At 71.9% G+C, this 23,753-nt stretch carries 23 protein-coding genes and 1 tRNA gene; 16 read left to right on the top strand and 8 right to left on the bottom strand.

All coding sequences use genetic code 11. The features are described from left to right. Window positions 1–66 precede the first annotated feature (66 nt). Complete coding sequence (locus OOJ98_RS31025) at window positions 67–588, bottom strand: two-component system response regulator (protein ID WP_267058446.1); 522 nt, start codon at window positions 586–588, stop codon at window positions 67–69. Between the two features lie 504 nt (window positions 589–1,092). Between OOJ98_RS31025 and OOJ98_RS31020 the strand changes: the two genes are divergently transcribed. Then, window positions 1,093–2,280, top strand: coding sequence for a hypothetical protein (locus OOJ98_RS31020; RefSeq protein WP_267058445.1), 1,188 nt, complete (start codon window positions 1,093–1,095; stop codon window positions 2,278–2,280). Between the two features lie 42 nt (window positions 2,281–2,322). On the opposite strand, the gene OOJ98_RS31015 is transcribed toward OOJ98_RS31020, so the two are convergent. The 3 genes from OOJ98_RS31015 to OOJ98_RS31005 form a co-directional block, all read right to left on the bottom strand. After that, entirely contained in the window at window positions 2,323–3,165 is an 843-nt protein-coding gene (locus tag OOJ98_RS31015; RefSeq protein ID WP_267058728.1) for an SDR family oxidoreductase, read from the bottom strand. A 97-nt stretch (window positions 3,166–3,262) separates the two neighbouring features. Continuing rightward, a complete protein-coding gene (locus OOJ98_RS31010) occupies window positions 3,263–4,231 on the bottom strand; it encodes a cation diffusion facilitator family transporter (protein WP_267058444.1) in 969 nt (322 codons plus the stop codon). A 43-nt stretch (window positions 4,232–4,274) separates the two neighbouring features. Then, a complete protein-coding gene (locus OOJ98_RS31005) occupies window positions 4,275–6,815 on the bottom strand; it encodes a germacradienol/geosmin synthase (RefSeq protein ID WP_267058443.1) in 2,541 nt (846 codons plus the stop codon). Between the two features lie 246 nt (window positions 6,816–7,061). Here OOJ98_RS31005 and OOJ98_RS31000 point away from each other — a divergent pair, with 246 nt between their 5' ends. Beyond that, window positions 7,062–7,643 (top strand): HhH-GPD-type base excision DNA repair protein, encoded by a 582-nt coding sequence (locus tag OOJ98_RS31000; RefSeq protein WP_267058442.1) that lies wholly within the window; start codon window positions 7,062–7,064, stop codon window positions 7,641–7,643. A gap of 465 nt (window positions 7,644–8,108) precedes the next feature. Here OOJ98_RS31000 and OOJ98_RS30995 read toward each other — a convergent pair whose 3' ends face one another. Beyond that, window positions 8,109–9,809, bottom strand: coding sequence for a helicase HerA-like domain-containing protein (locus tag OOJ98_RS30995; protein ID WP_267058441.1), 1,701 nt, complete (start codon window positions 9,807–9,809; stop codon window positions 8,109–8,111). Between the two features lie 96 nt (window positions 9,810–9,905). On the opposite strand from OOJ98_RS30995, the gene OOJ98_RS30990 reads away from it, so the two are divergent. Together OOJ98_RS30990 and OOJ98_RS30985 are read left to right on the top strand one after the other, a co-directional pair. Continuing rightward, window positions 9,906–10,202: a type II toxin-antitoxin system VapB family antitoxin gene (locus tag OOJ98_RS30990; protein ID WP_053725882.1), complete on the top strand. Its 297-nt coding sequence runs from the start codon at window positions 9,906–9,908 to the stop codon at window positions 10,200–10,202. A 113-nt stretch (window positions 10,203–10,315) separates the two neighbouring features. Beyond that, the gene (locus OOJ98_RS30985) at window positions 10,316–10,945 is read left to right on the top strand and encodes a LytR C-terminal domain-containing protein (RefSeq protein WP_267058440.1); all 630 of its coding nucleotides are present in this window, start codon (window positions 10,316–10,318) and stop codon (window positions 10,943–10,945) included. Window positions 10,946–11,021: 76 nt separating this feature from the next. Here OOJ98_RS30985 and upp read toward each other — a convergent pair whose 3' ends face one another. Beyond that, window positions 11,022–11,657 carry a uracil phosphoribosyltransferase gene (upp, locus tag OOJ98_RS30980; protein ID WP_267058439.1) on the bottom strand — a complete coding sequence of 212 codons (636 nt, stop codon included), beginning with the start codon at window positions 11,655–11,657 and terminating at the stop codon, window positions 11,022–11,024. A 124-nt stretch (window positions 11,658–11,781) separates the two neighbouring features. Between upp and OOJ98_RS30975 the strand changes: the two genes are divergently transcribed. From OOJ98_RS30975 to OOJ98_RS30950, 6 genes are all read left to right on the top strand, one after another. Then, window positions 11,782–11,979, top strand: a complete 198-nt coding sequence (locus tag OOJ98_RS30975; RefSeq protein WP_267058438.1) for a hypothetical protein — start codon at window positions 11,782–11,784, stop codon at window positions 11,977–11,979. Between the two features lie 229 nt (window positions 11,980–12,208). Further along, entirely contained in the window at window positions 12,209–12,769 is a 561-nt protein-coding gene (locus OOJ98_RS30970; RefSeq protein WP_267058727.1) for a hypothetical protein, read from the top strand. 44 nt (window positions 12,770–12,813) lie between these two features. Next, window positions 12,814–13,242, top strand: a complete 429-nt coding sequence (gene tadA / locus OOJ98_RS30965; RefSeq protein WP_267058726.1) for a tRNA adenosine(34) deaminase TadA — start codon at window positions 12,814–12,816, stop codon at window positions 13,240–13,242. Window positions 13,243–13,300: 58 nt separating this feature from the next. Then, window positions 13,301–13,385, top strand: a tRNA-Ser gene (locus tag OOJ98_RS30960). Between the two features lie 456 nt (window positions 13,386–13,841). After that, the gene (locus tag OOJ98_RS30955; protein WP_167158291.1) at window positions 13,842–14,003 is read left to right on the top strand and encodes a hypothetical protein; all 162 of its coding nucleotides are present in this window, start codon (window positions 13,842–13,844) and stop codon (window positions 14,001–14,003) included. A 146-nt stretch (window positions 14,004–14,149) separates the two neighbouring features. Continuing rightward, window positions 14,150–14,443, top strand: coding sequence for a Dabb family protein (locus tag OOJ98_RS30950; protein WP_267058437.1), 294 nt, complete (start codon window positions 14,150–14,152; stop codon window positions 14,441–14,443). A gap of 50 nt (window positions 14,444–14,493) precedes the next feature. Here OOJ98_RS30950 and OOJ98_RS30945 read toward each other — a convergent pair whose 3' ends face one another. After that, a complete protein-coding gene (locus OOJ98_RS30945) occupies window positions 14,494–15,261 on the bottom strand; it encodes a VOC family protein (RefSeq protein WP_267058436.1) in 768 nt (255 codons plus the stop codon). A 349-nt stretch (window positions 15,262–15,610) separates the two neighbouring features. Here OOJ98_RS30945 and OOJ98_RS30940 point away from each other — a divergent pair, with 349 nt between their 5' ends. From OOJ98_RS30940 to OOJ98_RS30930, 3 genes are all read left to right on the top strand, one after another. Then, window positions 15,611–16,483, top strand: a complete 873-nt coding sequence (locus tag OOJ98_RS30940; protein WP_267058435.1) for an RNA polymerase sigma factor SigF — start codon at window positions 15,611–15,613, stop codon at window positions 16,481–16,483. A 255-nt stretch (window positions 16,484–16,738) separates the two neighbouring features. Beyond that, a complete protein-coding gene (locus tag OOJ98_RS30935; RefSeq protein WP_267058434.1) occupies window positions 16,739–17,590 on the top strand; it encodes an RNA polymerase sigma factor SigF in 852 nt (283 codons plus the stop codon). 563 nt (window positions 17,591–18,153) lie between these two features. Further along, entirely contained in the window at window positions 18,154–18,453 is a 300-nt protein-coding gene (locus tag OOJ98_RS30930) for a hypothetical protein (protein WP_267058433.1), read from the top strand. Between the two features lie 600 nt (window positions 18,454–19,053). On the opposite strand, the gene OOJ98_RS30925 is transcribed toward OOJ98_RS30930, so the two are convergent. Beyond that, a complete protein-coding gene (locus OOJ98_RS30925; protein WP_267058432.1) occupies window positions 19,054–19,272 on the bottom strand; it encodes a hypothetical protein in 219 nt (72 codons plus the stop codon). A 372-nt stretch (window positions 19,273–19,644) separates the two neighbouring features. Between OOJ98_RS30925 and OOJ98_RS30920 the strand changes: the two genes are divergently transcribed. From OOJ98_RS30920 to OOJ98_RS30910, 3 genes are all read left to right on the top strand, one after another. After that, complete coding sequence (locus OOJ98_RS30920; protein ID WP_267058431.1) at window positions 19,645–20,127, top strand: MarR family winged helix-turn-helix transcriptional regulator; 483 nt, start codon at window positions 19,645–19,647, stop codon at window positions 20,125–20,127. Between the two features lie 90 nt (window positions 20,128–20,217). After that, window positions 20,218–22,695 (top strand): MFS transporter, encoded by a 2,478-nt coding sequence (locus OOJ98_RS30915; protein ID WP_267058430.1) that lies wholly within the window; start codon window positions 20,218–20,220, stop codon window positions 22,693–22,695. Between the two features lie 177 nt (window positions 22,696–22,872). Then, window positions 22,873–23,691 carry a YceI family protein gene (locus OOJ98_RS30910; protein WP_267058429.1) on the top strand — a complete coding sequence of 273 codons (819 nt, stop codon included), beginning with the start codon at window positions 22,873–22,875 and terminating at the stop codon, window positions 23,689–23,691. Window positions 23,692–23,753 lie beyond the last annotated feature (62 nt).

Genomic DNA, 23,753 nt, shown 5'->3' with positions numbered 1-23,753 from the left:
CGGGCGGAGTCGGTCGAATCCGCTCCCTGGGCAACACGGCATGGGGCGGGCCCACATGGGGAGGTCTCAGCTCTGGGTGTCCTCCGGCCTCCCGGAGACGCGCACCGTGTCCGACGGCCGCAACTGCCTTCGTCGGGGCGGGAGTTGAGCGGAGTCCGCCGGGTGGTTGCGGGGGCCCCGCTGGTGGGGCGGGGCGGCCGCGAGGAGCGCGCTCGCGCGGTACAGGTACTTGACCTTGATGCGCAGGGCCCACGGGTCGAGCGGCTTGATCAGGTAGTCGGCGACACCCAGGCGCAGCGCCTCGTCGGCGGTCGCGCCGTCGTGGCCCATTCCGGTCACCAGGATGACGGGGATCAGCTGCGTCTGGGTCAGACGGCTCAGATAGCGGGCCACGTCGAGCCCGCTGACTCCCGGCATCACCACGTCGAGGACCGCCACCGCTATCCCCCCGTGCAGCGCGGCCTTGAGCGCCGCGTCCCCGCTGGTCACGAGCTCCAGCGGGTAGCCGAGCGGGGCGAGGATGCTCTCCATGGCGAACAGGTTGTCCTCGTGGTCGTCGACCAGTAGCACCTTCATGTCCGCGGACATGGCCCCATCACCTTCACTCGGGAGCGCCGGATAGGCATATGCCCGTTCGCGGCCACTCGTACGCAGTCGGGGAGCACCAGGGTGGTGTGCATGTGGAGAATGCACATGAGCCGTGCATGTGCCGGTGGTCCGCGCACGTGTGCCGGCCGGCTTGGTGGAGCGATTGGTGGAGCGAATTCTCGCACCGGGCGTCCTGGAACATCAGGGTGTCGACCGAGTCGGTTGTCCGCCCCGCCCGCCGGCACCCCGTGCCCGCGCGCACATGCCACTGGCTCATGTCCCGCCCCCATGACACCTACGGGTGAATTGTCGCCCCACCCCCGAAGCGACGGCAGATGCGGAACGAGGGCCGCCGTGACGGTTCCGCAGGTCAAACACCCGGGCCCCCTATTGGTCTGAACCACCACTCGGAGCGCGGCAGTTGGTCCATTCCGGCCGCCAGAATGACCGGATGATGATCCCGTCATCCCCTGTAGAGCGGTACGCGGCCCCGAGTGGCGAGCGATGAGCGCAGCCGCAGCCGCAGCCGCCCCGAACGACCCGTCCGTCCGCACCGGCGCCTTCGGGCCCCACGCCCGCACGCCGTTGGGCGCCCTCGCCTCCACGGCGTACGGCGCCGTACTCGGCCCCGCGGTGATCGGCGTCGCCTTCCTGATCGCCGCCGGCTGGCTGCTGCTCGCCACCGTGCCCGGCGCACTCGACATGGAGCGGGCGTTCACCGCGGCGGCCGACTGCCCGGCCGCCGGGATCTCTACGGAGTGCAGACACACCGTGGGGGCCCCGGTCACCTCTGTCGCCGCCGATCACAAACACCGCTCCACGGACTACTGGCTGGGGCTCGGCCGGCCCGCCCGGCCCCAGCGCCCCGAGCGCCCCGACGTGGTGCCGCCGCGCGTCAAGATGGACGGCCGCGTCCCGGTGTTCGCCGCCGTGCACCCGGGCTCGGCGCTCCAACTCACGTACTGGCGCGGGCAGATCAGGTACGTCGACTACCACGGCCTGCGCCAGTACACCGCGGCGGATCCGCGGGGCGGCTACCGGCTGCCGTTCGCCGCGGCGCTCGTGCTGCTCTCCGTCGGCGGGGCATGCCTGCGCACCGCGTACCGCAGGGCCCGGCGGCACGCCGGTGAGCCGCCGGCCCACGAGCCCTGGCGGCTCACCGTGCCGCTCGCCTCGGTGCTCCTGATCTGCTGCTTCGCCTTCGCCACACCCTGGGTCACCAGCGGTGTGCCGACGGCGCTGCTGCTCGCCGCGGTCGGGGCGGTGCCGGTCCTCGCGGGGGCGGCCTGGCTGACGCGCCGTCGTCACCACCGCACCACCGACACGATCCGGGTGGCCCCCCTGTCCCCGCTCGCCGACGAGTGCTTCCCGGGACGCGTGCTCGGCGAAGTCCCGTACAGCCACGAGGGGTTCGGGTATCTGGTCGCGGGTCCGGGGCTGCTCGCCGCCACCCCGGACCCCTCCGGCCGCATCGCCCGGCGCCCGGTGCCCCGCACGCTCGTGGCCGTACGCGTCCGTCCGCCCTACTGGACCGACCCCGGCCCGCGACCCGCGCCCGGGGCACATGTGGTGGAGTGCCGGGACGGGCCCACCCCGGTGTATGTGGTGACCCACCATGCCTACGTCCCAAGGGTGTTGGGCGCGCTGCGGTGCCCCACGCAGGCACGGCTCCGGCCGTCGCCGCCCGGCTGACACCGGACCCTCCCGCGCCGGACCCACCCGCGCCGGACCCCGTTACGGGCGCGGCTGCTCCTCCAGCCACTGCGCGAACCCGATGGTCCCCCGGGCGTCGGGGGAGGACTCGGTGAGATGGCCGGCGCGGAGGGCGCGGCCGATACGGCCCGGGATCGGGACGGGCAGGAGGACGGCTCCGCGCCCCGTGGTGGCGCGCCAGGCCGTGGCCAGGGCCCGCAGGTCGGTACGGTCCGGGCCCGCCACCTCGACGCGCCCGTTGCGGGGTGCGGAGCCGGCCGCGTCCGCGACGGCGCGGGCGGCTTCGGCGGCGGCGATGGGCTGGAGCGGCACGCTCGCCGACGCGGGCAGGAACCGGGCGCGGGCCGTCGCGGTGAACACGCCCGCCGCCAGCTCGTGGAACTGGGTGGCCCGCACGATCGTCCACGGCACCCGGCCGGCCGCCACCAGGCCCTCCTGGTCGGTCTTGACCTTGTAGTACGGCATCGGCACCCGGTCGCAGCCCACGATCGACACGCACACGTGGTGGCCCACGCCCGCCGCGCGCTCCGCTTCGAGGAGCCGCCGGGTGCCGTCGACGAGGGTGGCGCGCACGGTGCGCGGGGCGGTCGAGTTGGCCGCGTCGACCACCACGTCGCAGCCCGCGAGCGCCGCGGCCAGGCCCTCGCCGGTGGACAGGTCGACGGGGAACTGGGCCGATCCCCGGCTCAGCACCCGCACCCGGTGCCCACGCGCCCGGAGCTGCTCGACGACATGGCGGCCCAGCGTGCCGGTGCCGCCGGCCACCGCGATGTCCAGCACGCCCATTTCCTCGGCGCCCTTCATGGCCGCTTCGTCCATGGCCGCGTCACCTATGGGCGCCTCGTTCATGGCCGCTTCGTCCATGGTCACAGCCGGTTCATTCTCGTTCGCATCACTGGCGATGTTGGCGTTCATACACAAGGGACGGGACAGCGTCGCGATCTGTGACAGCCGGGCCGGGTCAGCGGTGGAGGGAGTCCCCGGCCTCGCTGTGGCCCTCGGGTTCCAGCTGGAGGGTGGAGTGGGCCACGTCGAAGTGGTCCCCCACACAGCTCTGGAGCCGGCTGAGCAGCGCCCCGTACCCGCCGTCCAGGGCGGCCTCCCGCACCACCACATGTGCGGTGAGCACAGGCATCCCCGAGGTCACCGTCCAGCCGTGCAGATCATGTACGTCCACCACACCCGGCTCGGCGAGGAGATGGCGGCGTACCTCGGCAAGGTCCATGTCCTGCGGGGTCGCTTCCATCAGGACGTGCAGGGCGTCGCGCAGCAGTCCGTACGTCCTCGGCACGATCAGCAGGCCGATCACGATGGACGCGATCGGGTCCGCGGCCTGCCAGCCGGTGAGCAGGATGACGAGACCGCCGACGATCACCGCGACCGAGCCGAGCGCGTCGCCCAGGACCTCCAGATAGGCGCCGCGCAGGTTGAGGCTCTTGTCCTTGGCGTCCTTCAGGAGCCACAGGCCCACCAGGTTCGCGACGAGTCCGCCCACCGCGACCACGAACATCAGACCGCCCTTGACCTCGACGGGCTCGCTGAAGCGGCGGATCGCGGACCACAGGACCCAGACGAAGATCGCGGCGAGCAGCAGGGCGTTCAGGACGGCGGAGAAGATCTCCACGCGGTAGAAGCCGAAGGTGCGGCGCGGGGTCGGGGCGCGTTGCGCGAGCGTGATCGCGCCGAGTGCGAGGGCGACCCCGACCGCGTCGGTGAGGCTGTGCGCGGCGTCGGCGAGGAGCGCGAGGCTGCCGGAAAGCAGCGCGCCGACCACCTGGATGAGGGTGATCGACGCGCTGATGCCGATGGTCCACAGGAGTCGCTTGCGGTAGGTGCCGCTGAGCGTCCCGGATGCGCCGGAAGTGCCGGGTGTGCCGGGTGTGCCGGGGGCGGTGGAGGCGGCGGAAGGCACGCCGTGGTTGTGCCCCATGCGCGCCTCCTCGTGCCGGGTGGCCCCCGCACACATCAGAGGATCACGAGGTGTGGCACCCCGCCACCCTGGGGGCGGGAAGGGTGAGCGCCCGCCCGGTCGGTGGCCGCGGGACCACCATCGCGGCCTTCGGCGCCGCGGCCGCCGCCTGCTCCGCCGCGTCCCGCACCGCCTCCCCCACGGCCGCCGGCAGCCGCACGCGGTCCGCGGAGGTACCGGCCCCGGTGGGCCGCATCCACCACGGGGCCGCCCCCGACGCGTCCTGCGGCCCGCCGTCATAGGGCGAACCCACCTGGGGCGAACTCACCTGGGACGGGGCCCCACGGGCTGGGTCCACATGGGCTGGGTCCACATGAGTTGAGCCCCCATGGCTCGGGTCCCCATGGCCCGGGTCTCCCTGAGGGGGGTCCGTATGCGGAGGATCCACTTGCTCCGAGTCCACGTGGGGTGCGAGGCCGTGGGGCAGGGAGTCCGGGAGGTGCGCGTCGCTATAGCGGCGTACCGAGGCGTGCCAGTGCAGGATGCCCGCGATCCAGTCCTGGAGCTCGGCCACATAGGCGGCCAGGGCAGCCCTGCCCTCCTCGTCGAGCTCGAAGTCCTCGTACAGGAGCGGGAGTTCATGGTCGATGACGTGCTGGAATTGGCGCAGCCGCGACCGCATCAGGTCGTCCACGATGCCCAGGGCCGTCGGGTAGTCGCAGTCGAAGAAGTTCTGCACGACGAGGACACCGTTGTGCAGCTCGCCCTCGTACTCGATCTCCTTCTGGTACGAGAAGACGTCGTTGAGCAGACAGCAGTAGTCGGCGGCGGCGTTCTCCAGGTTGCGCAGGGGCCCGCTCTCGTGGATCCCGGTCGGCAGCCGGTCGGCGTGCCGAAGGCGCGACAGGCTCATCGTGAGGTCGGAGCCGAAGGTGAAGCGGCGCATCTCGATGTAGTCGACGGGGTCGGGGATGCGGTTCTGCGCCTGGTTGTGGAGCTCCCAGAGCCAGCTGTCCAGCATGACGTCGAGCGACCGGCGGAAGGCGGCGCGCGCGCCGGGCGACATCGGGCCCGCGGTGCGTTCCCACAGGTCGGCCAGGCTGCGCTCCATCGGGGTACGGGCGGCCAGTGCGCCGTCCCCCGGCCGGTCGACCGGCATGCACGAGCGGAGCCCCTCGGTGGCCGCCCGCGCCCCGGCCAGGTCGCGCGGACGCCCGTACGCCATGGGGTAGTAGTCGTCCCCGTACGTCCCCCAGGTCAGCCACTCGGTGCTGAGTTCCAGCTCCTCCGGTGTCGCGTCGGGGTCGAGCCCGGCCGCGCAGAGCGCGAAGTCGTAGCCCGCCAGTTTCTCGGCGTCCCAGATGTCGTCGAGCAGCCCCATGTGGTCCGCCCACACGATGGACTGTTCACGTGCGCCGGCCACATGAGGGCTCACCGTGAGGGGGTAGGGCACATCGAAGTCGGGCAGCAGCGACGGGCCGACCTTCTGCCCGGGTGCGTGCGTGAAGCTGCGCTTGCGGGCCTCCGCCTGGCGTCCGAACAGGGTCGTGACGTCCAGCGCCGAGGTGCCGAGCACGCCGTCGAGGCTTCCGAAGAAGGGAGAGGTGGGGCGGGCGTCGCCGTTCATGTAGCGGCTGGAGCGCATGTGCCACTCGTGGCCGCCGGACTGCCAGTCCTGGAGCCCCTTGACGTACGCCGCGACGGCCGCGCTCTGGTCCGGCGTGAGGCCCTTCTCCAGGCACAGGCCCGGCACTTCGGTGAGCGCGGTGTTCTCGAACTGGTGCAGCCGTGACGTCAGCAGGTCGTTGACGGCCTCGGCGGCCTCCTGGGTCGTACAGCCGAGGAAGGTCTCAAGGACCAGGACGCCATTGCTCAGCTCGCCCTCGTCCTCCACCTCGCGCTGGTAGGAGAACAGGTCGTTGCGCAGGTGGACGCCGTCGGAGAAGGCGTCGGTGAGGACGCGCAGCGGGCGTGACTCGGCGACCGACGCGGGGAGTTCGGCGTTGGCGGCGTACTCGATGAGCCCCGCCGACCACGGCGCGCCGCCCACCTTGCGGCGCATCTCGATGTACTCGACGGGGTTGGCGACGCGCCCCTCGTTGATGTTGGCGAGCTCCCACAGCGACTCGTTGAGCAGGTTGCGGGTGCTGACGGCGAAGCGTTCGCGCCACTCGGCCGTCATCGACGGCACGGTGCGCGCCCACAGGTCGGCGAGGCCCGCCTCGACCGGGTTGGTCGGCTCCGGGAACCCGTCGGCCAGGTCCATCGGCATGAACGCGGGCAGCCGGTCGAGATAGGCCTTGCCGCCCTTGCGGTCCAGGGTCCGCTTGAACATCTCCAGGAAGTGGTCGTCGAAGAAGAACACCCACACGTACCAGTCGGTCACCAGCGCGAGCTGCTCCGCGTCGCAGTCGGGGTGGGTGTACGAGCAGAGCAGGGCGTAGTCGTGGGCGTCGAGGTCCGCCGACTCCCAGATGCCGGAGCCCTCCAGCATGCCCATCTGCCGGGCCCAGGTACGGGAGTGGGTCCTCGCGGACTCCAGGTGGGGGTTGAGCCGGGCCGGATGCGGCAGATAGAAATCCGGCAGGACAAAAGGCTGGCTCACTGCGGTCGCCCCTCCTGGTGCACACGTGTCGACGGTCGTCCGAGCCGAACTACCCGTGCGGAACTGGCCCATTCGGGATCCGTAGGGCTGTCATACGAAAGCGTGAGCCGGTTCGAACAGGGTGCGGTGGGGCGGGGGGCGGTGTAGCGGGGCGGGAGGACGGGACGGGGGGGTGGGACCGGGATCGGGGCGTGCCGGGGCCGGTGTCGGCGTGCGGGCGGGTGCGGGGGCCGGGATCATTCAGGCATGAACACAACCCTTCGGCTCGCCCAGCAGCCCGAGGCCGACGAGCTGCTCGGCCGCAGCCCGCTGGCCGCGCTCGTCGGCATGCTGCTCGACCAGCAGGTGCCCATGGAATGGGCGTTCTCCGGCCCGTACACGATCGCGCAGCGCATGCGGGTGGACGATCTCGACGCGGGGGCGATCGCGGCGTACGACCCGGAGGCGTTCGCCGAGCTGCTCAAGGAGAAGCCGGCCGTGCACCGCTACCCGGGGTCGATGGCGAAGCGGATCCAGCAGCTGTGCCAGTTCCTCGTCGAGGAGTACGGGGGTGACGCGGCCGGGGTGTGGGAGGGCGCGGGGTCCGGGGCGGAGCTGCTGGGCCGGCTCCGGGCGCTGCCGGGGTTCGGGGAACAGAAGGCGAAGATCTTCCTCGCGCTGTTGGGGAAGCAGCTCGGGGTCCGGCCCCGGGGGTGGCGGGAGGCGGCCGGGGCGTATGGGGAGGCGGGGTGTTTTCGCTCCGTCGCGGACATCACCGGGCCGGAGTCGTTGACGAAGGTACGGGCGTACAAGCAGGAGGCGAAGGCTGCGGCCAAGCGGGGCGGGTGAGGCGGGCGGGGTCGCGACCCCGTTCCCCCTCAGGGCCGCCCCCCCCGTGCGGCGGGGTTGGGGCCCCGGGCCCCTGGGGCCGCCCACCCGTGCGGCGGGGTTGAGGCCCGGCTCCCTGGGGCTCCGCCCCAGACCCCGGGGGTCTGCCCACCCACCCGCCCGTAACCCGGTGTTGGATCAGCCGAGCCCTGGGGCTGCGCCCCAGACCCCCCGAGGGGCTCCGCCCCTCGAACCCCGGCGGGGGCTCCGCCCCCTGCACCCCCGTTCGCGCCTGAAGGGCGCTCGTCCTCAAGCGCCGGACGGGCTGAGGATGCCCATGCCGCCCGGCATCGAGCAGCCAGGCACGCGGACGGCACGCCCAGCCCGGCACCCCGGCCCACCCGAACCCCCCAGGGGCGCGGGGAACTGCGCAAAACCTGCGCCCCACCCCCCGCGCCACCGGCACCGGCACCGGCACCGGATGCGTTATCTCCGGCGCGTTCCGAAGAGGGAGCGGGAGATCTCACGGCCCAGCTGCGTGCCCACCGACCGCGCCAGCGACCGGAAGATCCCGCTCCCCACCACCTGCTCCGCCAGCGACTCGTCCTGCTTCTTGGGCCGGCCGGCCGCGGAGCCCGGTGCGGGGGACGGTGGGTTCAGGGCGGCCGTCACCGCCGCCGCCTCCCTCGCCTGCTCCGCCGCCGACAGCTTCTCGAACGCCGACTCGCGGTCGACGGGCTCCGCGTAACGCCCGTACAGGGAGGAGGACTTGACCGCCCCGTCCAGCGCCGCCGCGTCGATGGGGCGCATCAGGGACTGCGGGGCCCGCAGGCGCGTCGCCGCGACCGGGGTGGGGGCGCCCTGCTCGCTCAGGACGGTGATGACGGCCTCGCCCGTGCCGAGCCCCGTCAGGAGTTCCTCCAGGTCGTACGGCGACTTCGGGAACGTCCGTACCGTCGCCTTCAGCGCCTTCGCGTCGTCCGGCGTGAAGGCGCGCAGCGCGTGCTGGACTCGGTTGCCGAGCTGGGCCAGGACGTCGCCGGGCACGTCCTTCGGGGTCTGGGTTACGAAGAAGATGCCGACGCCCTTGGAGCGGATCAGCCGCACCGTCTGCGTGATCGACTCCAGGAACGCCTTGGACGCGCCGGTGAAGAGCAGATGCGCCTCGTCGAAGAAGAAGACCAGTTTGGGCCGGTCCACGTCGCCGACCTCGGGGAGCTTCTGGAAGAGGTCGGCCAGGAGCCACATGAGGAAGGTGGAGAAGAGCTGGGGTTTGTCCTGGACGGCGGGGAGTTCGAGGACCGAGACCAGGCCCCGGCCACTGCCGTCCGGCGCGAGCCGCAGCAGCTCGCTCGTGTCGAACTCCGGCTCCCCGAAGAAGGATTCCGCTCCCTGCTGCTCAAATGCGGTCAGGGACCGCAGGATCACGCCCGCCGTCGCGGTGGACAGGCCGCCGATCCCCTTCAGCTCCGCCTTGCCGACGTCCGACACCAGGAAGCCGACGACCGCCCTGAGGTCTTTCAGGTCGTACAGCTCAAGGCCCTTGGAGTCGGCGTAGTGAAAGATCAGGCCCAGCGACTGCTCCTGGGTCTGGTTGAGCTGGAGCACCTTCGACAGGAGTACGGGGCCGAAGCTGGTGACGGTGGCGCGCAGCGGGATGCCGGGGCCGTTGCCGCCGAGGCCGTAGAACTCGCAGGGGAAGCCCTCCGCCCGCCACTCCTGGCCGACCTGTGCGGACCGTTCGGCGACCCGGTCGCCCGGCTCGCCCGGCGCGGAGATCCCCGACACGTCGCCCTTCACGTCGGCGAGGAAGACCGGCACGCCGTTGGCGGAGAGCTGTTCGGCGATGAGCTGGAGGGTCTTGGTCTTGCCGGTGCCGGTGGCCCCGGCGACCAGGCCGTGCCGGTTGAGCATGGACAGCGGGATGCGGACGGGGGCGTCCGGCAGGCACGCCCCGTCCCAGAGGAGCGCGCCCAGTTCGAGTGCGGGGCCGGTGAAGCCGTACCCGGCGGCGATCGAGGCGGCTTCCGGCGGCAGCCGGCGAGTCCCCGCGCCGGGCGTGTCCCGGGGAGCGGGGGGCGCGGAATCCGCGGCGGGCGCCGGGGCGGTACCGTGCGCTCCGCTTTCGTCCGGCTGCTCGCCGCCGGTGGGCTCGGGCGCCGCCGCCGTCCGGTCGCTGTCGGTCATGACGAGCCCCCTGCGTCGGGTTTCATGCGTTTTGCCCAGGATTGCACTCGTCCACCATGGCTGCGCCCGGAGCCGCTCGCCCGGTAGGCTTTCCGTGTGATCTTCAAGCGCATCGGAAGCGGGCGGCCGTACCCCGACCACGGCCGGGAAAGCACCCGGCAGTGGGCGGACGTCGCGCCGCGCCCGGTCCGGCTCGATCAGCTCGTGACCACCAAGGGCCAGCTCGACCTGGAGACCCTCCTCGCCGAGGACTCCACGTTCTACGGTGACCTCTTCGCGCACGTCGTGAAGTGGCAGGGCGACCTCTACCTGGAGGACGGGCTGCACCGGGCGGTACGGGCGGCGCTCCAGCAGCGCCAGGTTCTGCACGCACGCGTACTCGAAATGGACTGAGTCCGACAGCCGGGTGAGCCTTTCGGACCCTTTGCGGCGCATACGGGCGCACACGCGCGCCCAGCGTTGATCATTTAGTAGGCATCGCCACGGGTCGGCACTACCCTGCGCCTATGAGCATGCTCACTCCCCCCGGCATGGGCGGAAAGTACCGCATCAAGGGTGACGCGTACCCGCGGATGCGCCGTCCCCGAAAGCGCGGCCGGCTGGTCCTCGCGCTGGTCGGCGCGGTCGTGGCCCTCGGCCTGATCGGCTGGGGAACAGTCCAGCTCATCGACGTGTTCGGCGGCGGCAAGGCCAAGGCCGCCGCCCACAAGAAGGACTGCCCCACGCCGGCCGCGTCGGCCTCTCCGGCCGCCGCGCCGCAGGCCCTGCCGAAACCCGGCCAGATCACGGTCAACGTCTACAACGCGACCCCGCGCGGCGGCCTCGCCAAGTCGGTCGCCGACGAGCTGAAGAAGCGCGGCTTCGCGATCGGCAAGGTCGGCAACGCGCCCGAGGAGTACGACAAGAAGGTCCCCGGCAACGGGGTGCTGCTCGGCGCGCCCACGGCGACCCGCGGCTCCTTCTCGGTCCTCGGTACGCAGCTCAAGGGCGCGGCGCAGAAGACCGACACGCGCGACACGCAGGACGTCGACCTGATCATCGGCACCACGTTCGGCGCGCTGAACACGCCGAAGGACGCGAACGCCGCCCTGGCCGCCCTGGCCAGGCCCGCACCCGCGCCCTCCGGGAAGTGCTGAGGGGGCTTCCGTCGGCCGAGGCGCGCCCCGCCACGGGGAGCGCCTCACCGCCGGGAGCCCGGGGCCCGTCGACCCGCTAGTCGGCGGTCCCGTACATCCGGTCGCCCGCGTCGCCCAGGCCCGGCACGATGTAGCCGTGCTCGTTGAGGCGCTCGTCGACCGAGGCGGTCACGACCGTCACCGGCGTGCCCGCGAGCTCGCGCTCCATGACCTCGACGCCCTCGGGCGCGGCGAGCAGCACCACGGCCGTCACGTCGTCGGCACCCCGCTTGATCAGCTCGCGGATCGCCGCGACGAGCGTGCCGCCGGTCGCCAGCATCGGGTCGAGCACGTACACCTGACGGCCGGAGAGGTCCTCGGGCATCCGGCTCGCGTACGTGGAGGCCTCCAGGGTCTCCTCGTTGCGGATCATGCCGAGGAAGCCCACCTCGGCGGTGGGGAGCAGCCGCACCATGCCGTCGAGCATGCCGAGGCCGGCCCGCAGGATCGGGACCACCAGCGGGCGCGGGTACGAGAGCTTCACGCCCGTCGTCGGCGTCACCGGGGTCTCGATGTCCACCTGCTCGGTGCGCACGTCCCGGGTGGCCTCGTAGGCGAGCAGGGTGACCAGCTCGTCGGCGAGCCGCCGGAAGGTCGGGGAGTCGGTGCGCTTGTCGCGCAGCGTGGTGAGCTTGTGTGCCACGAGAGGGTGGTCGACGACATGGATCCGCATGACGTCCACAGTAGCCGGGGCCCAGGGGCGCCGCGGCCCATCCGTCCTCGGCGGGGGCTGGCGTCAATCGGCCGAACGGGGGGAAGGTGGGAAGGCAGGAACCGAACCCGGGCGGTGTGACCCAATGCCGGACGAGCACGACCCCCAGCAACGACGCGAGCGTCAGCCACAGCCGGAGAGCGACGCGGACCGCAGGCGGCGACGCGCCCAGTTCCTGCGCGAACTCCACGAGGCGAAGGCGCTGCGCGACCGGGTCCAGCCCCGCCGCGCCCGCGCGGCCCGTATGCGCCAGGCCATGCGCATGCGAACCTTCCGCTGGTGACCCGCGATACCGGCGCCCCGGCGGCTCCGTGACCACGGCCACCGGGCGCCCCGTGCGGGGTGGCCGGAACCCGTGATCACGACGTGCCGGAACCCGTGATCGCGACGACCGGGAAAACCCAACCGCGGAAGAACTCTCGCAACCGCGGTGTTTTCTGCCACGATTCCGGAGGAAGCCACAGCCGGGGGGACCCCCAACCGGCATGCCTATGACCAGTGGGAGAGTCACGGTGTACTTCGCCGCACTGCTCGCGCGCACCGAAGACGGGTGGGAAGCGAGCGACACAGAGCTCGACGATGTGGAGACGCTGTCGGACCTGGCCGACCTGGCCCGGGAAGCAGCAGCCGACGGGGCCGACGACACGGTGCTCGTCTTCATCGAGCAGGAGGACGCCTGGTTCGGCGTCGTCCGCGTCGACGGCGAGGAGGACCCCCGTGTCTTCGTCTCCAACGCCGCCGTCGCCGCCCGCTCCTCGTACGGGGCCATGCTCACCGACGAACTGCTCGGCCACGACCAGGACGACGAGGAGGACGAGCTGGACACCCTTGACCTCGACGGCACGGAGGACGGATACGACGACGAAGCGGCCGAAGCGGCCGGGGCCGCGGACGAGCCGGACGGCGGTGACGGTCCGTCCGACGGCGCCGCCCCGGCAGGACCGCTCGGCGAGAGCGCGATCCTCGCCGACCTCGGAGTGAGCGAGCGCCGCCTCCTGGCGCTCGACGGCGACGCCCTCGTGACGATCGCGGACGCGCTGGGCGCGGCCGAGGTCCTGGAGGCCGTCCGCTAGTGCCCGACCCGCACGACCCCGTACGCGAACGGTGGGCGGAGCCGATGCGCTCCGCCCTGGCCGGGGCAGCACGGGCCGAGTCGGCCGGCGACGTGCCGGTCGGCGCGGTCGTGCTCGCGCCGGACGGCACGTTCCTCGCTGCGGGGCACAACGAACGCGAGGCGACGGGCGATCCGACCGCGCACGCCGAAGTCCTCGCCATCCGGCGCGCGGCCCTGAAGTGGGGCGAGTGGCGGCTGACCGGCTGCACGCTCGTCGTCACCCTGGAGCCGTGTGTGATGTGCGCGGGCGCCATCGTGCAGTCCCGGCTCGACCGGGTCGTGTACGGCGCCCGCGACGACAAGGCCGGCGCGGCCGGCTCCTTGTGGGACCTCGTACGCGACCAACGCCTCAACCACCGCCCGGAGGTCGTGCCCGGGGTCCTGGAAAACGAGTGCTCGGCGCAGCTCACGGCCTTTTTCCGGCAACGGTGATCCACCTCTCGCGGAACCGATTTCAAACCACGGCCCACCTTGGGCTAAGCTCTCTCTCGGTAGCGTGTCCGAGCGGCCGAAGGAGCTCGCCTCGAAAGCGAGTGTGGGGAAACTCACCGAGGGTTCAAATCCCTCCGCTACCGCGGTAGACGAAGGGCCCAGTTCATCGAACTGGGCCCTTCGCGCTGTTCAGGGGCGTGCGCGCGTGACGGCCCAGGGAGCACCGGGGCCCGTGCGGGACACGACGCGAAGAAGCCCCGGCCGCTGGGCGGCCGGGGCTTCGACGACTGGACGGGGGGAGCGGCATCGGGGGGACAAGCCGCTCCCCCCGATGAGAACAGGACCTGCAAGCCCGCGCCGCAGTCAGGGGGGAAGCTTGCGGCGCGGACCCCGCAGTGAGGTCCTGTTCCTCGCCCACCGCATTCCTGCCAGATGTGGGGGGCGCAAGAACCATCCTGCTCTCCCGTCACGTCGGTACCGTCGGGCAAAGGGCCCCGATCGCGGGGTCCTTGGTCCTTAAAGGCCGGGTGAGTACGGGCGGAGCTGCAGTTAGACTCACCCGACCGCACAGGGGCGGCGCCGGGGAGGGGCTGGGCACAGTGGACATCAAGAAGGTCCTGCTCTACATAGCCGTGGTCTTCGTGCTCTACACGATCATCACGTCGCCCGTGCAGGCCGCCGGGATGGTCCAGACCGGGTTCGAGGGCATTTCGAGCGCGGCCAAGGGCGTCGGAGAGTTCATGACGAACCTGATCCGCTGAGCCGCTGATCCCGTTGAGCCACTGATCCCGCTGAGCCGCTGGGCCGGCGGAGCCCCTGCGCCGGTGTGGTCCGCTGTAGGCGCAGACCACATGACCCCATGCCGTACGGCGTGAGCCGTATGCCCCGAGTCGGAGGAGAGAGACGCATGATCCGCCACCTGGTCCTGTTCAAGCTCAACGAAGGTGTGGCGCGCGACGACGAACGCGTGGTCGCCGGTGTGAAGGCCTTCCAGGAGCTCGACGGGCTCGTTCCCGAGATCGAGTTCTGGGAGTGCGCCTGGAACATCACCGACCGGCCGATCGCGTACGACTTCGCCATCAACTCCGCCGTGGCGGACGCGGACGCCCTCAAGCGCTACATCGAGCACCCCGCGCACCAGGCCGCGGCCGGCCAGTGGCGCGCGTTCGCCACCTGGGTGATCGCCGACTACCCGTTCTGATCCGTCGGCGGCGTTCTCACGTCGCTACCGCGAGCCTCGCGGCGGCCCCGCTAGCGGGGTCTTCGTACGGAGAACTCGCTGCCGTCGGGGTCGAGCAGCAGGGCCCGTCCGCCCTCGCTCCCGGCCGCGCCCGCCCTCTCGCCGCCGCCCACCCCCTCGCCGCCGCCCGCGCGCCTCGCGCCGAGCGAGACGAGACGTCCGATCTCCCTGTCCCAGGCGGCCTCGTCGGCCCCGGCGGGGAGCGCCAGCTCGAAGTACAGCCGGTTCGGGCCCGTCTGCGGCGCCACCGGCGGGCCGCCCCAAGTGATCTTCGTGCCGCCGTGCGGTGACTGGATCGCGGTCTCCTGATCCTGGTCCCACACCAGCGGCCACCCCAGCGCCCCGCTCCAGAAGCAGCCGACCTCCCGCGTGCCGTCGCACGCCAGGGCTCCGACGGAGCCGGTGCCGGCGAGGAAGCGGTTGCCGGCCTCGATGACGCAGAACTCGTTGCCGTCCGGGTCGGCCAGCACTATGTGGCCCTCTTCCGGGAGTTGACCGACGTCTATGTGGCGCGCACCCAGCGCGAGAGCCCTCGCCACCGTCTGACGCTGATGCTCCGGCGAGGCGCTCGTCAGATCGAAGTGGCCTCGGTTGGGGCCGGTCCTCGGCTCGTGGCCCGGCACGAAGCGGAGGCGGAAGCCCGCGCCGTCGGGAGGCCCGACCGTGATGTCGCCGTCGGATCCCGGGACCGCCGCACGGTCGAAGAGCGCGGACCAGAACCCGGCCGGCCGCGACGGCTCGGCCGTGCGGAAGCAGATCGCGTACAGCTCGCTGGTCATGCCCGTCCTCTCCGGCCCTCTGACGGTGGGTCGGCTCGGTCCCTTTCGGGCGGTCGGTACGGCGTCACGGCCTCGGCATCCCGGCCCCCGCCGCGAGCGCAGCCTAGGGCGGCCGTACGTCACCCGCACCCGAGTTTCCGCCCTCGCGCACGGCATGCGCGGGGCGGGCGCGAGGCCACCCGTTCGGCACAGCGGGACGAGGAACCGGCGGGGCCATCTGCCCCAACTTGCCCCCAACACGTGGTTATACGGTGCTTGCACACAGTGGACATGTCTTGTGATGCTATGACCGCTTTTGACGGATGAGTTGACCAAGGACCAAGACCAAGGACTAAGGGGTGGCGTGACCGTGCCGGCCAGTACTACGCCTCAAGTGCCGCCCCAGAACGAGCCCCAGGACGCCCCCGACGTGCCCGCCCAGGACTCGGAGGGCCCCAGGGGCCCCGTCAGAACCTCCACCAGGGGCGCGGACACCCGCGCCCTCACCCAGGTGCTGTTCGGCCAGCTGAAGAACCTCGAACCGGGCACGCCCGAGCACGGCCGGGTGCGCGGGGCGCTGATCGAGGCGAACCTGCCGCTCGTCCGGTACGCCGCCGCCCGCTTCCGCTCGCGCAACGAGCCCATGGAGGACGTCGTCCAGGTCGGCACGATCGGCCTGATCAACGCGATCGACCGGTTCGACCCGGACCGCGGCGTGCAGTTCCCCACCTTCGCGATGCCCACCGTCGTCGGCGAGATCAAGCGGTACTTCCGCGACAACGTCCGCACGGTGCACGTACCGCGCCGGCTGCACGAGCTGTGGGTGCAGGTGAACGGCGCCACCGAGGACCTGACGACCCTGCACGGCCGCTCGCCGACGACCGGGGAGATCGCCGAGCGGCTCCGGATCGGCGAGGACGAGGTGCTCGCCTGCATCGAGGCGGGCCGCTCGTACCACGCGACCTCCCTGGAGGCCGCCCAGGAGGGCGATGGGCTGCCCGGACTGCTCGACCGGCTCGGCTACGAGGACCCCGCGCTCGCCGGCGTCGAACACCGCGACCTGGTCCGCCACCTCCTCGTGCAGCTGCCCGAACGCGAGCAGCGGATCCTCATGCTCCGCTACTACAGCAACCTGACGCAGTCCCAGATCAGTCAGGAACTGGGAGTCTCCCAGATGCATGTGTCAAGGCTCCTGGCCAGGAGCTTCGCCCGACTGCGATCCGCAAATCGAATCGAGGCGTGACCGGATCGAGTGATCCGGCTCCCTGACACCTCCAGGGAAAAATCTTCGCCAGGAAATCGCCGCACCCCCTGCATGCTGCGGGTACTCCCAAGCGTCTTGTCGACATGTCACTACAGCGTGTTGCCGACATGTGACATTCTGCTGAAACCGCGTTTGCCGCAGCCCCCCGTCCGGTATTCAGGTGGAGGCTGCTTCCTCCGATGGTCGTGGCCCAACGCGACCGTCCGCGACCGCCGCAACTTCCAGGGGGTTGGCATGTCCGCAGAACAGGGCAGCTCGAAGGTGCTCACGCTCACCAAGAGCGCACCGGCACCCGCCGTGCACCGACACGCCGCAAACACCGCAGCCATCGACACCCGCACGCTGTCCCGCTCCCTGTTCCTGCGCCTGGCCACGCTGGATACCGACAGTCCGGAGCGGACCTACGTACGCGACACACTGATCGAGCTCAACCTGCCGCTCGTGCGGTACGCGGCCGCCAGGTTCCGCAGCCGCAACGAGCCGATGGAGGACATCGTCCAGGTCGGCACGATCGGCCTGATCAAGGCGATCGACCGGTTCGACTGCGAACGGGGCGTGGAATTCCCCACGTTCGCGATGCCCACCGTCGTCGGCGAGATCAAGCGGTTCTTCCGCGACACCTCGTGGTCGGTGCGGGTGCCGCGCAGGCTCCAGGAGCTGCGGCTCGCCCTCACCAAGGCCAGCGACGAACTGGCCCAGAAGCTCGACCGCTCGCCCACCGTGCCCGAACTGGCCGCGGTGCTCGGGGTGTCCGAGGAGGACGTGGTCGACGGGCTCGCGGTGGGCAACGCCTACACCGCCTCCTCGCTCGACTCGCCCGCCACCGAGGACGACGGCGGCGAGGGCTCGCTCGCGGACCGCCTCGGGTACGAGGACACGGCGCTCGAAGGCGTCGAGTACCGCGAGTCGCTCAAGCCGCTGCTCGCCAAACTCCCGCCCAGGGAGCGGCAGATCATCATGCTCCGCTTCTTCGCGAACATGACGCAGTCGCAGATCGGCGAGGAGGTCGGCATCTCGCAGATGCACGTCTCGCGCCTCCTGACGCGTACGCTCGCCCAGCTCCGCGAGGGCCTGATCTCCGACTGACGCCCCCTACCGGGCATCCCCTGGCGCGCCTCAACCCGAGGCGCGCTCTGGTTAATTGACGCATCGTCAGCCACACTGGCGCGATGCGACGACGTGCTGTGCTGATCGGCGTCTCCGCGACAGTGGTACTGGGCCTGGGCGGCACGCTCGCGGCCTGCGCGGGCGGCGGATCCGGGACGGGTTACGTGGCGGTGGGCGCGGCCGGCACCGGCCTCACCGCACCGGACCACGCGGTGCCGCCCAGCGGCAGGGTGACGCTTGAGCCGCTGGACGGAGCGGGAGGTTCCGGCGGCGGTCAGAGGGTCCCGGGTACGCCCCGGGCACCCGGTACGCCCGGCGCTCCGGGTGCGCCGTCCGGCCCGGCCCCGTCCCTCGCACCGGGTGCGTCCGGTACGCCGTCGGATGCGGCGGAGGCGCCGGGCGGCGGGACGCCGTCACATGCCGCCAACTCGCCATCCGGACCAGGGAGTTCACCGCCCTCCGGCCCTGCGCCGGGAAGCACCCCCTCCGCTCCGGGCAGGCCAGCGCCGCCCACCCCTCCCGCGCCGCCCGCCGGTCCCGCGGTGCTCGACGTAGGGGCGCCGAGCCGCTCGACGGGGGCGCACCGGTGGTGCGAGAACGTCACGGTGCAGTTCCACAACACCGGGGGTACGGCGGTGAAGTCGGGCAGCGCGGTGTTCGAGACACACATCATCGGGCTGCTCGGGGTGGACTGGGCAACCATCACCTCCCGCCAGGCTCTGCCGGCTCCGATCGCGGCGGGGGCGGTGGTGTCACGGACGTACGGGGTGTGTGTGGACGCGTGGCGCGTGCCGCTCGGCATGCGCGTGGAGACCCGCGCCGTCACGGCGACGTGGCAGTAGCCCTGCCAGGCCGAGGATGCCCGCGCGGGGCGTGCCGCCAAGGTCAGCCCACCCAGGGGCGCGGGGAACTGCGCGAGACGCGACCACGATCCGCAGCCGAAAGCGGGGTCGCCCGGGGCTCCGCCCCAGACCCCGTTCGCGCCTTAAGGGCGCTCGTCCTCAAACGCCGGACAGGCTGAGGCGACCCATACGGGCCGGCACCGAGCAGCCGAGGTAGCCCGCGCGAGGCATGCCGCCAAGGTCAGCCCACCCAGGGGCGCGGGGAACTGCGCGAGACGCCAGCACGGTCCGCAGACATAGGCGGGGTCTCCTGGGGCTCCGCAGACCCCATTTCGCGCCCGAAAGGCGCTCGTCCTCAAACGCCGGACGGGCAGAGGGGGCCCATACGGGCCGGCATCACGCAGCTGAGATAGCCCGCGCTGGGCACCCTGCCAAGGGCAACCGCCGGGCGGGCTGAGGGGGCCCCATACGGGCCGGCACCGAGCAGCTCGGGCGGCCGGCGCCAGGCATGCCGCCAAGGGCACCCCACCCCGGGGCGCGGGGAACTGCGCGGGTGGGGCCCGGTATGACCCCTACCCGCACCCGCTACGCGGACCCCGCTCAGCCCAGCGCCAGCCACCCCACCGCCGCGAGGATCACGATCACGGCCACCACGCCGACGATCAGGCCGACCCGCGGCTTCGCGGGGGCCGCCGCCGGGGTGGCCGGCTGGCGGCCCTGGGGTGCGCCCTCGTCGACGAAGGCGCGGAACATCTGCGTGGAGCCCGCGGGGTCGTAGTTGCCCTCGGGACCCTGGGGTGCGTGGGGGTTGTGTGCCATGGGGCAGGACCCTAGCGAAGTTGGGGGTCGGGCCCAACCCCCGCCCCCGCGCGAACGCCCCCGCGAGGGCGGCTCCGGCGCCCGCCACGCACACCCCCGCACCACCCCCGCACCGTTCCCACCCCACACCCCCCACCGGCACACCCCTCTCTCGTCACACCCGCCCCCGGGACCCACGCCGCCTCCGCACCTCCCCCACACCACCCACGCGCGATCACCTCACATCCGCATCCGCAAGGCCCCGACCTGCGCCTTGGGTTTTCAGTTGCGAAGCCTTTGCGCTTCCTTTGCCGCCAACCCCGTCATTTAGTTTGCCTTCGGCAACCAACAATCTTATGGTTGCCCGAAGCAACAAGATTTCGGGAGGTGTCCATGGCCGCGCAGAGCCTCTATGAGGAGCTGGGGCGACAGCTCAGCGCGATCGGCGCGGTCAAGCGCGGGCTCGCGCGGATCCTGCCGCCCGAGTGCCCCTCCGGCTCGGCCGCCGTGCTGACCCTCCTGGAGCGCCACGGCGAGATAAGGATCAGCAGGCTCGCCGAACTCCTCGCGGTGGACATGTCGGTGACGAGCCGTCATGTCGCGCACGTCGCCGAGCGCGGCTGGATCGAACGGTCCGCCGACCCCGCCGACAAGCGCTCGCGGATCCTGCGGCTCACCCCCGCGGGCCGGGCCATGGTCGACGATCTCGGGCTGCGCACCACGGAGATGTTCGCGCACACCCTGGGCGACTGGACCGACGAAGAGGTCGGCCGGCTCAACGCGATGCTGGCCCGCCTGCGCGACTCCTTCGGAGACTGCCGGGCACCCCACGTCCGGGCCCCCGAGACCCGCCCGCCCACCCGAACATCCGCCTAGCAGCAACGCCCGATGTCGCCCGACGGCGCCCGACGGCGCTCCGCGACAGACCCGTACACCCGCCAACAGACGTACAAGACAAGGAATTTCATGGCTACGACCACACCAGCCGGTGTGCGGGGCGGCCACGCCAAGCACGGAGGGCACGCGCCCTCCGAGAGCGGCGCGCCGATGACTCACCGGCAGATCATGGAGGCGCTGTCCGGACTGCTGCTCGGCATGTTCGTCGCGATCCTGTCCTCGACGATCGTCTCCAACGCGCTGCCACACATCATCAACGACCTGGGCGGCGGCCAGTCCGCGTACACCTGGGTCGTGACGGCCTCGCTGCTCGCGATGACCGCGACCACCCCGCTGTGGGGCAAGCTCTCCGACCTGTTCAGCAAGAAGCTGCTGGTCCAGATAGCCCTGGTCATCTACGTGTCCGGCTCGATCGTGGCCGGTCTGTCCCAGAGCTCGGGCATGCTCATCGCCTGCCGCGTGTTCCAGGGCATCGGCGTGGGCGGTCTCTCCGCGCTCGCCCAGATCATCATGGCCGCCATGATCTCGCCGCGTGAGCGCGGTCGTTACAGCGGCTACCTCGGCGCCACGTTCGCGGTCGCGACGGTCGGCGGCCCGCTCCTCGGCGGCCTGATCACCGACACCAGCTGGCTCGGCTGGCGCTGGTGCTTCTACGTCGGCGTGCCCTTCGCGGTCATCGCGCTCATCGTGCTCCAGAAGACCCTGAAGCTCCCCGTCGTCAAGCGGGACGTCAAGGTCGACTGGACCGGCGCCGTCCTGATCAGCGCCGCGGTCTCGCTGCTCCTCGTCTGGGTGACCTTCGCGGGCAACAAGTACGACTGGATCTCGGGTCAGACCTACGCGATGGTCGGCGGCTCGATCGTGCTCGGCGCACTGTTCGTGTTCGTCGAGTCGAAGGCCAGCGAGCCGATCATCCCGCTGCGCCTCTTCCGCAACCGCACCATCACCCTCGCCTCGCTCGCCTCGCTCTTCGTGGGTGTCGCGATGTTCGCGGGCACGGTCTTCTTCTCCCAGTACTTCCAGCTGGCGCGCGGCAAGACGCCGACGATGTCCGGTGTCATGACGATCCCGATGATCGGCGGACTGTTCATCGCGTCCACGGTCTCGGGCCAGGTCATCACCAAGACGGGCAAGTGGAAGGCGTGGCTGGTCAGCGGCGGTGTGCTGGTGACGGCGGGCCTCGGTCTGCTCGGCACGATGCGCTACGACACCCCGTACTGGCACCTCGCGATCTTCATGGCGCTGATGGGTCTCGGCATCGGCATGATGATGCAGAACCTCGTCCTGTGCACCCAGAACCAGGTCTCCCCCGCCGACCTCGGCTCGGCCTCCTCCGTCGTCGTCTTCTTCCGCTCCCTCGGTGGTGCGGTCGGCGTCTCGGCGCTCGGCGCGGTCATGGCCAACCGGGTCACCCACTACGTCACCGACGGCCTCACCGCGCTCGGCCCGCAGGGCGCCGCGGCCGCCAAGAGCGGAAGCGGCGGCTCCGGGGCCATCCCGGACCTGGCCACGCTGCCCGCCCCGATCCGCACCGTCATCGAGAGCGCGTACGGACACGGTGTCGGCGACGTGTTCCTGTACGCGGCGCCGTGCGCGCTGCTCGCGTTCCTGATCACGCTGTTCATCAAGGAGATCCCGTTGCGTACCCGTGCGGTGGGCGGCGCCGAGTCCGCGGAGGCACCCGCCGCCGCCCCGGCCCCCGCCCAGGTTCCGGCCCAGGTGTCCGCCCAGGCGCCGGTCGAGGCTCCCGTGGCCGACACCGTGGCCGCCCCCGTGTTCGACGGCATCCCGGTACGCGGCACCGTCCGCGGCGCCGAGGGGGCGCCCGTCGCCTCCGCCGCCGTCACGCTGATCTCGCTCGGCGGCAGCCAGCTGGGCCGCGCGGTGGCCGGGGCCGACGGCGGGTACCTGCTCGCCGCCCCCGGCGCCGGGAGTTACGTCCTGATCGCCGCGGCCGACGGCTTCCAGCCGCAGGCCTCGACCATCGTCGTGGGCACCGAGGCGCTCGCGTACGACATCCTCCTGTCCGGCACCAGCGGCCTGGTCGGCGCGGTGAAGGCGGCGGAGAGCGGGGCGCCCGTCGAGGGCGCGATGGTGATCGTGACCGATGTGCGCGGCGATCTACTCGCCACCGGCAAGTCGGGCGCGACGGGCGACTTCACCTTCGGTGAGCTCGTCCCCGGGCAGGTCACCGTCGCGGTCAACGCGGACGGCTTCCGTCCGCTGGCGCTGCCGGTGGAGATCTCCGGACACGGCGTGACCCGCATCGAGGCCGCGCTCCAGTCCGGCGCGCTGGTCCAGGGCACGATCCGCGGCGGCGGCGACCGCCGTCCGCTGGCCGACGCCCGCGTGACGCTGCTCGACGCGGCGGGCAACGTGGTCGCCAACGCCACCACCGGCGACGACGGCGCGTACGCCTTCGCCGACCTGAACTCCGGCGAGTACACGGTCATCGCGACCGGCTACCCGCCGGTGGCCGGCTCGCTGACCGTGGCCGGCCGCGGTGTCGACGGCCACGACATCGAACTCGCCCACCCCGGCGAGTAGCTGAGACCCCCGGGCGCGCTTCCGCTTCGAGCGGAGGCGGGGCGCGCCCGGCGTGGAAATGGGCCCCGGGGAAGGGGCGGCGGGCAGGGGACGGCCGGCCGTCCCGCCCCCGGGGCCCGGCCTTTCGCACCTGGCCTGCGCACGCTTGGCCTTTCGCACTTGAGGAGAGAAAACGGGATGGGACTGCGGGCACAGGTACGCACGCGCGACGGCTGGGCGATCTCGCACGCCGTGGTGACGATGACCGACATGACGGGCACGCAGGTGCTGCGCGTCGGCGCGGCGGAGGACGGCTCGGTGTCGGCGGACGTGGCCCTCACGCCCGGCCCGTACACGGTGATCGTGACGGCCGTCGGGTACGCCCCGGCCGCCTCCACGGCGCTGGTGACGGCGAGCGGGCGGGCCGCGGTCGGCACGGTGGTACTGGCCCGGCAGGGCGGTGTGGAGCTGCCGCCGCCGGGGCCCTGGACGATCGACCCGGCGCACTCGTCGGTCGGCGCGGTCGCCCAGCACCTGGGGATCTCCAGCGTGCACGGGCGGTTCGGGGAGTTCGGCGGGCGCATCGAGATCGCGGAGGACCTGGAGAAGTCGCGGGTCGAGGCGGTCATCGGGGCGGCGTCCATCGACACGGGGAACGCGATGCGGGACGGGCACCTGAAGTCCGCCGACTTCCTCGACGTCGAGCGCTTCCCGCAGATCACCTACCGCAGCACCGACCTGGCCCCGGCCGGGCCCGACCGCTGGACGGTACGGGGTGAACTCGCCCTGCACGGCGTGGTCCGCGAGGTGGACCTCGACCTGTCGTACCTCGGTACGGGGCCGGACCCGTGGGGCGGGGTGCGGGCGGCGTACCGGGCGACGGCGGAGCTGCGGCGGGAGGACTTCGCGATGTCGTACAACCAGGTGGTGCAGGCGGGGATCTCTGCGATCGGCACGACGCTGCGGATCGAACTGGACATCCAGACGGTCCAGGGCGACACCCTCCCCATGGTGTGACCTCGGCGCTGCGCGCCCGTGGCTGTGCCGGTGCCGGGCTTTCGGACGCGAACGGGGCCTGG

The sequence above is a fragment of the Streptomyces sp. NBC_00083 genome (genome assembly GCF_026343295.1).
GTDB lineage: Bacteria > Actinomycetota > Actinomycetes > Streptomycetales > Streptomycetaceae > Streptomyces.
The sequence above is the reverse complement of the archived record's forward strand: the minus strand, read 5'-3'. Positions and strand labels throughout refer to the sequence as shown.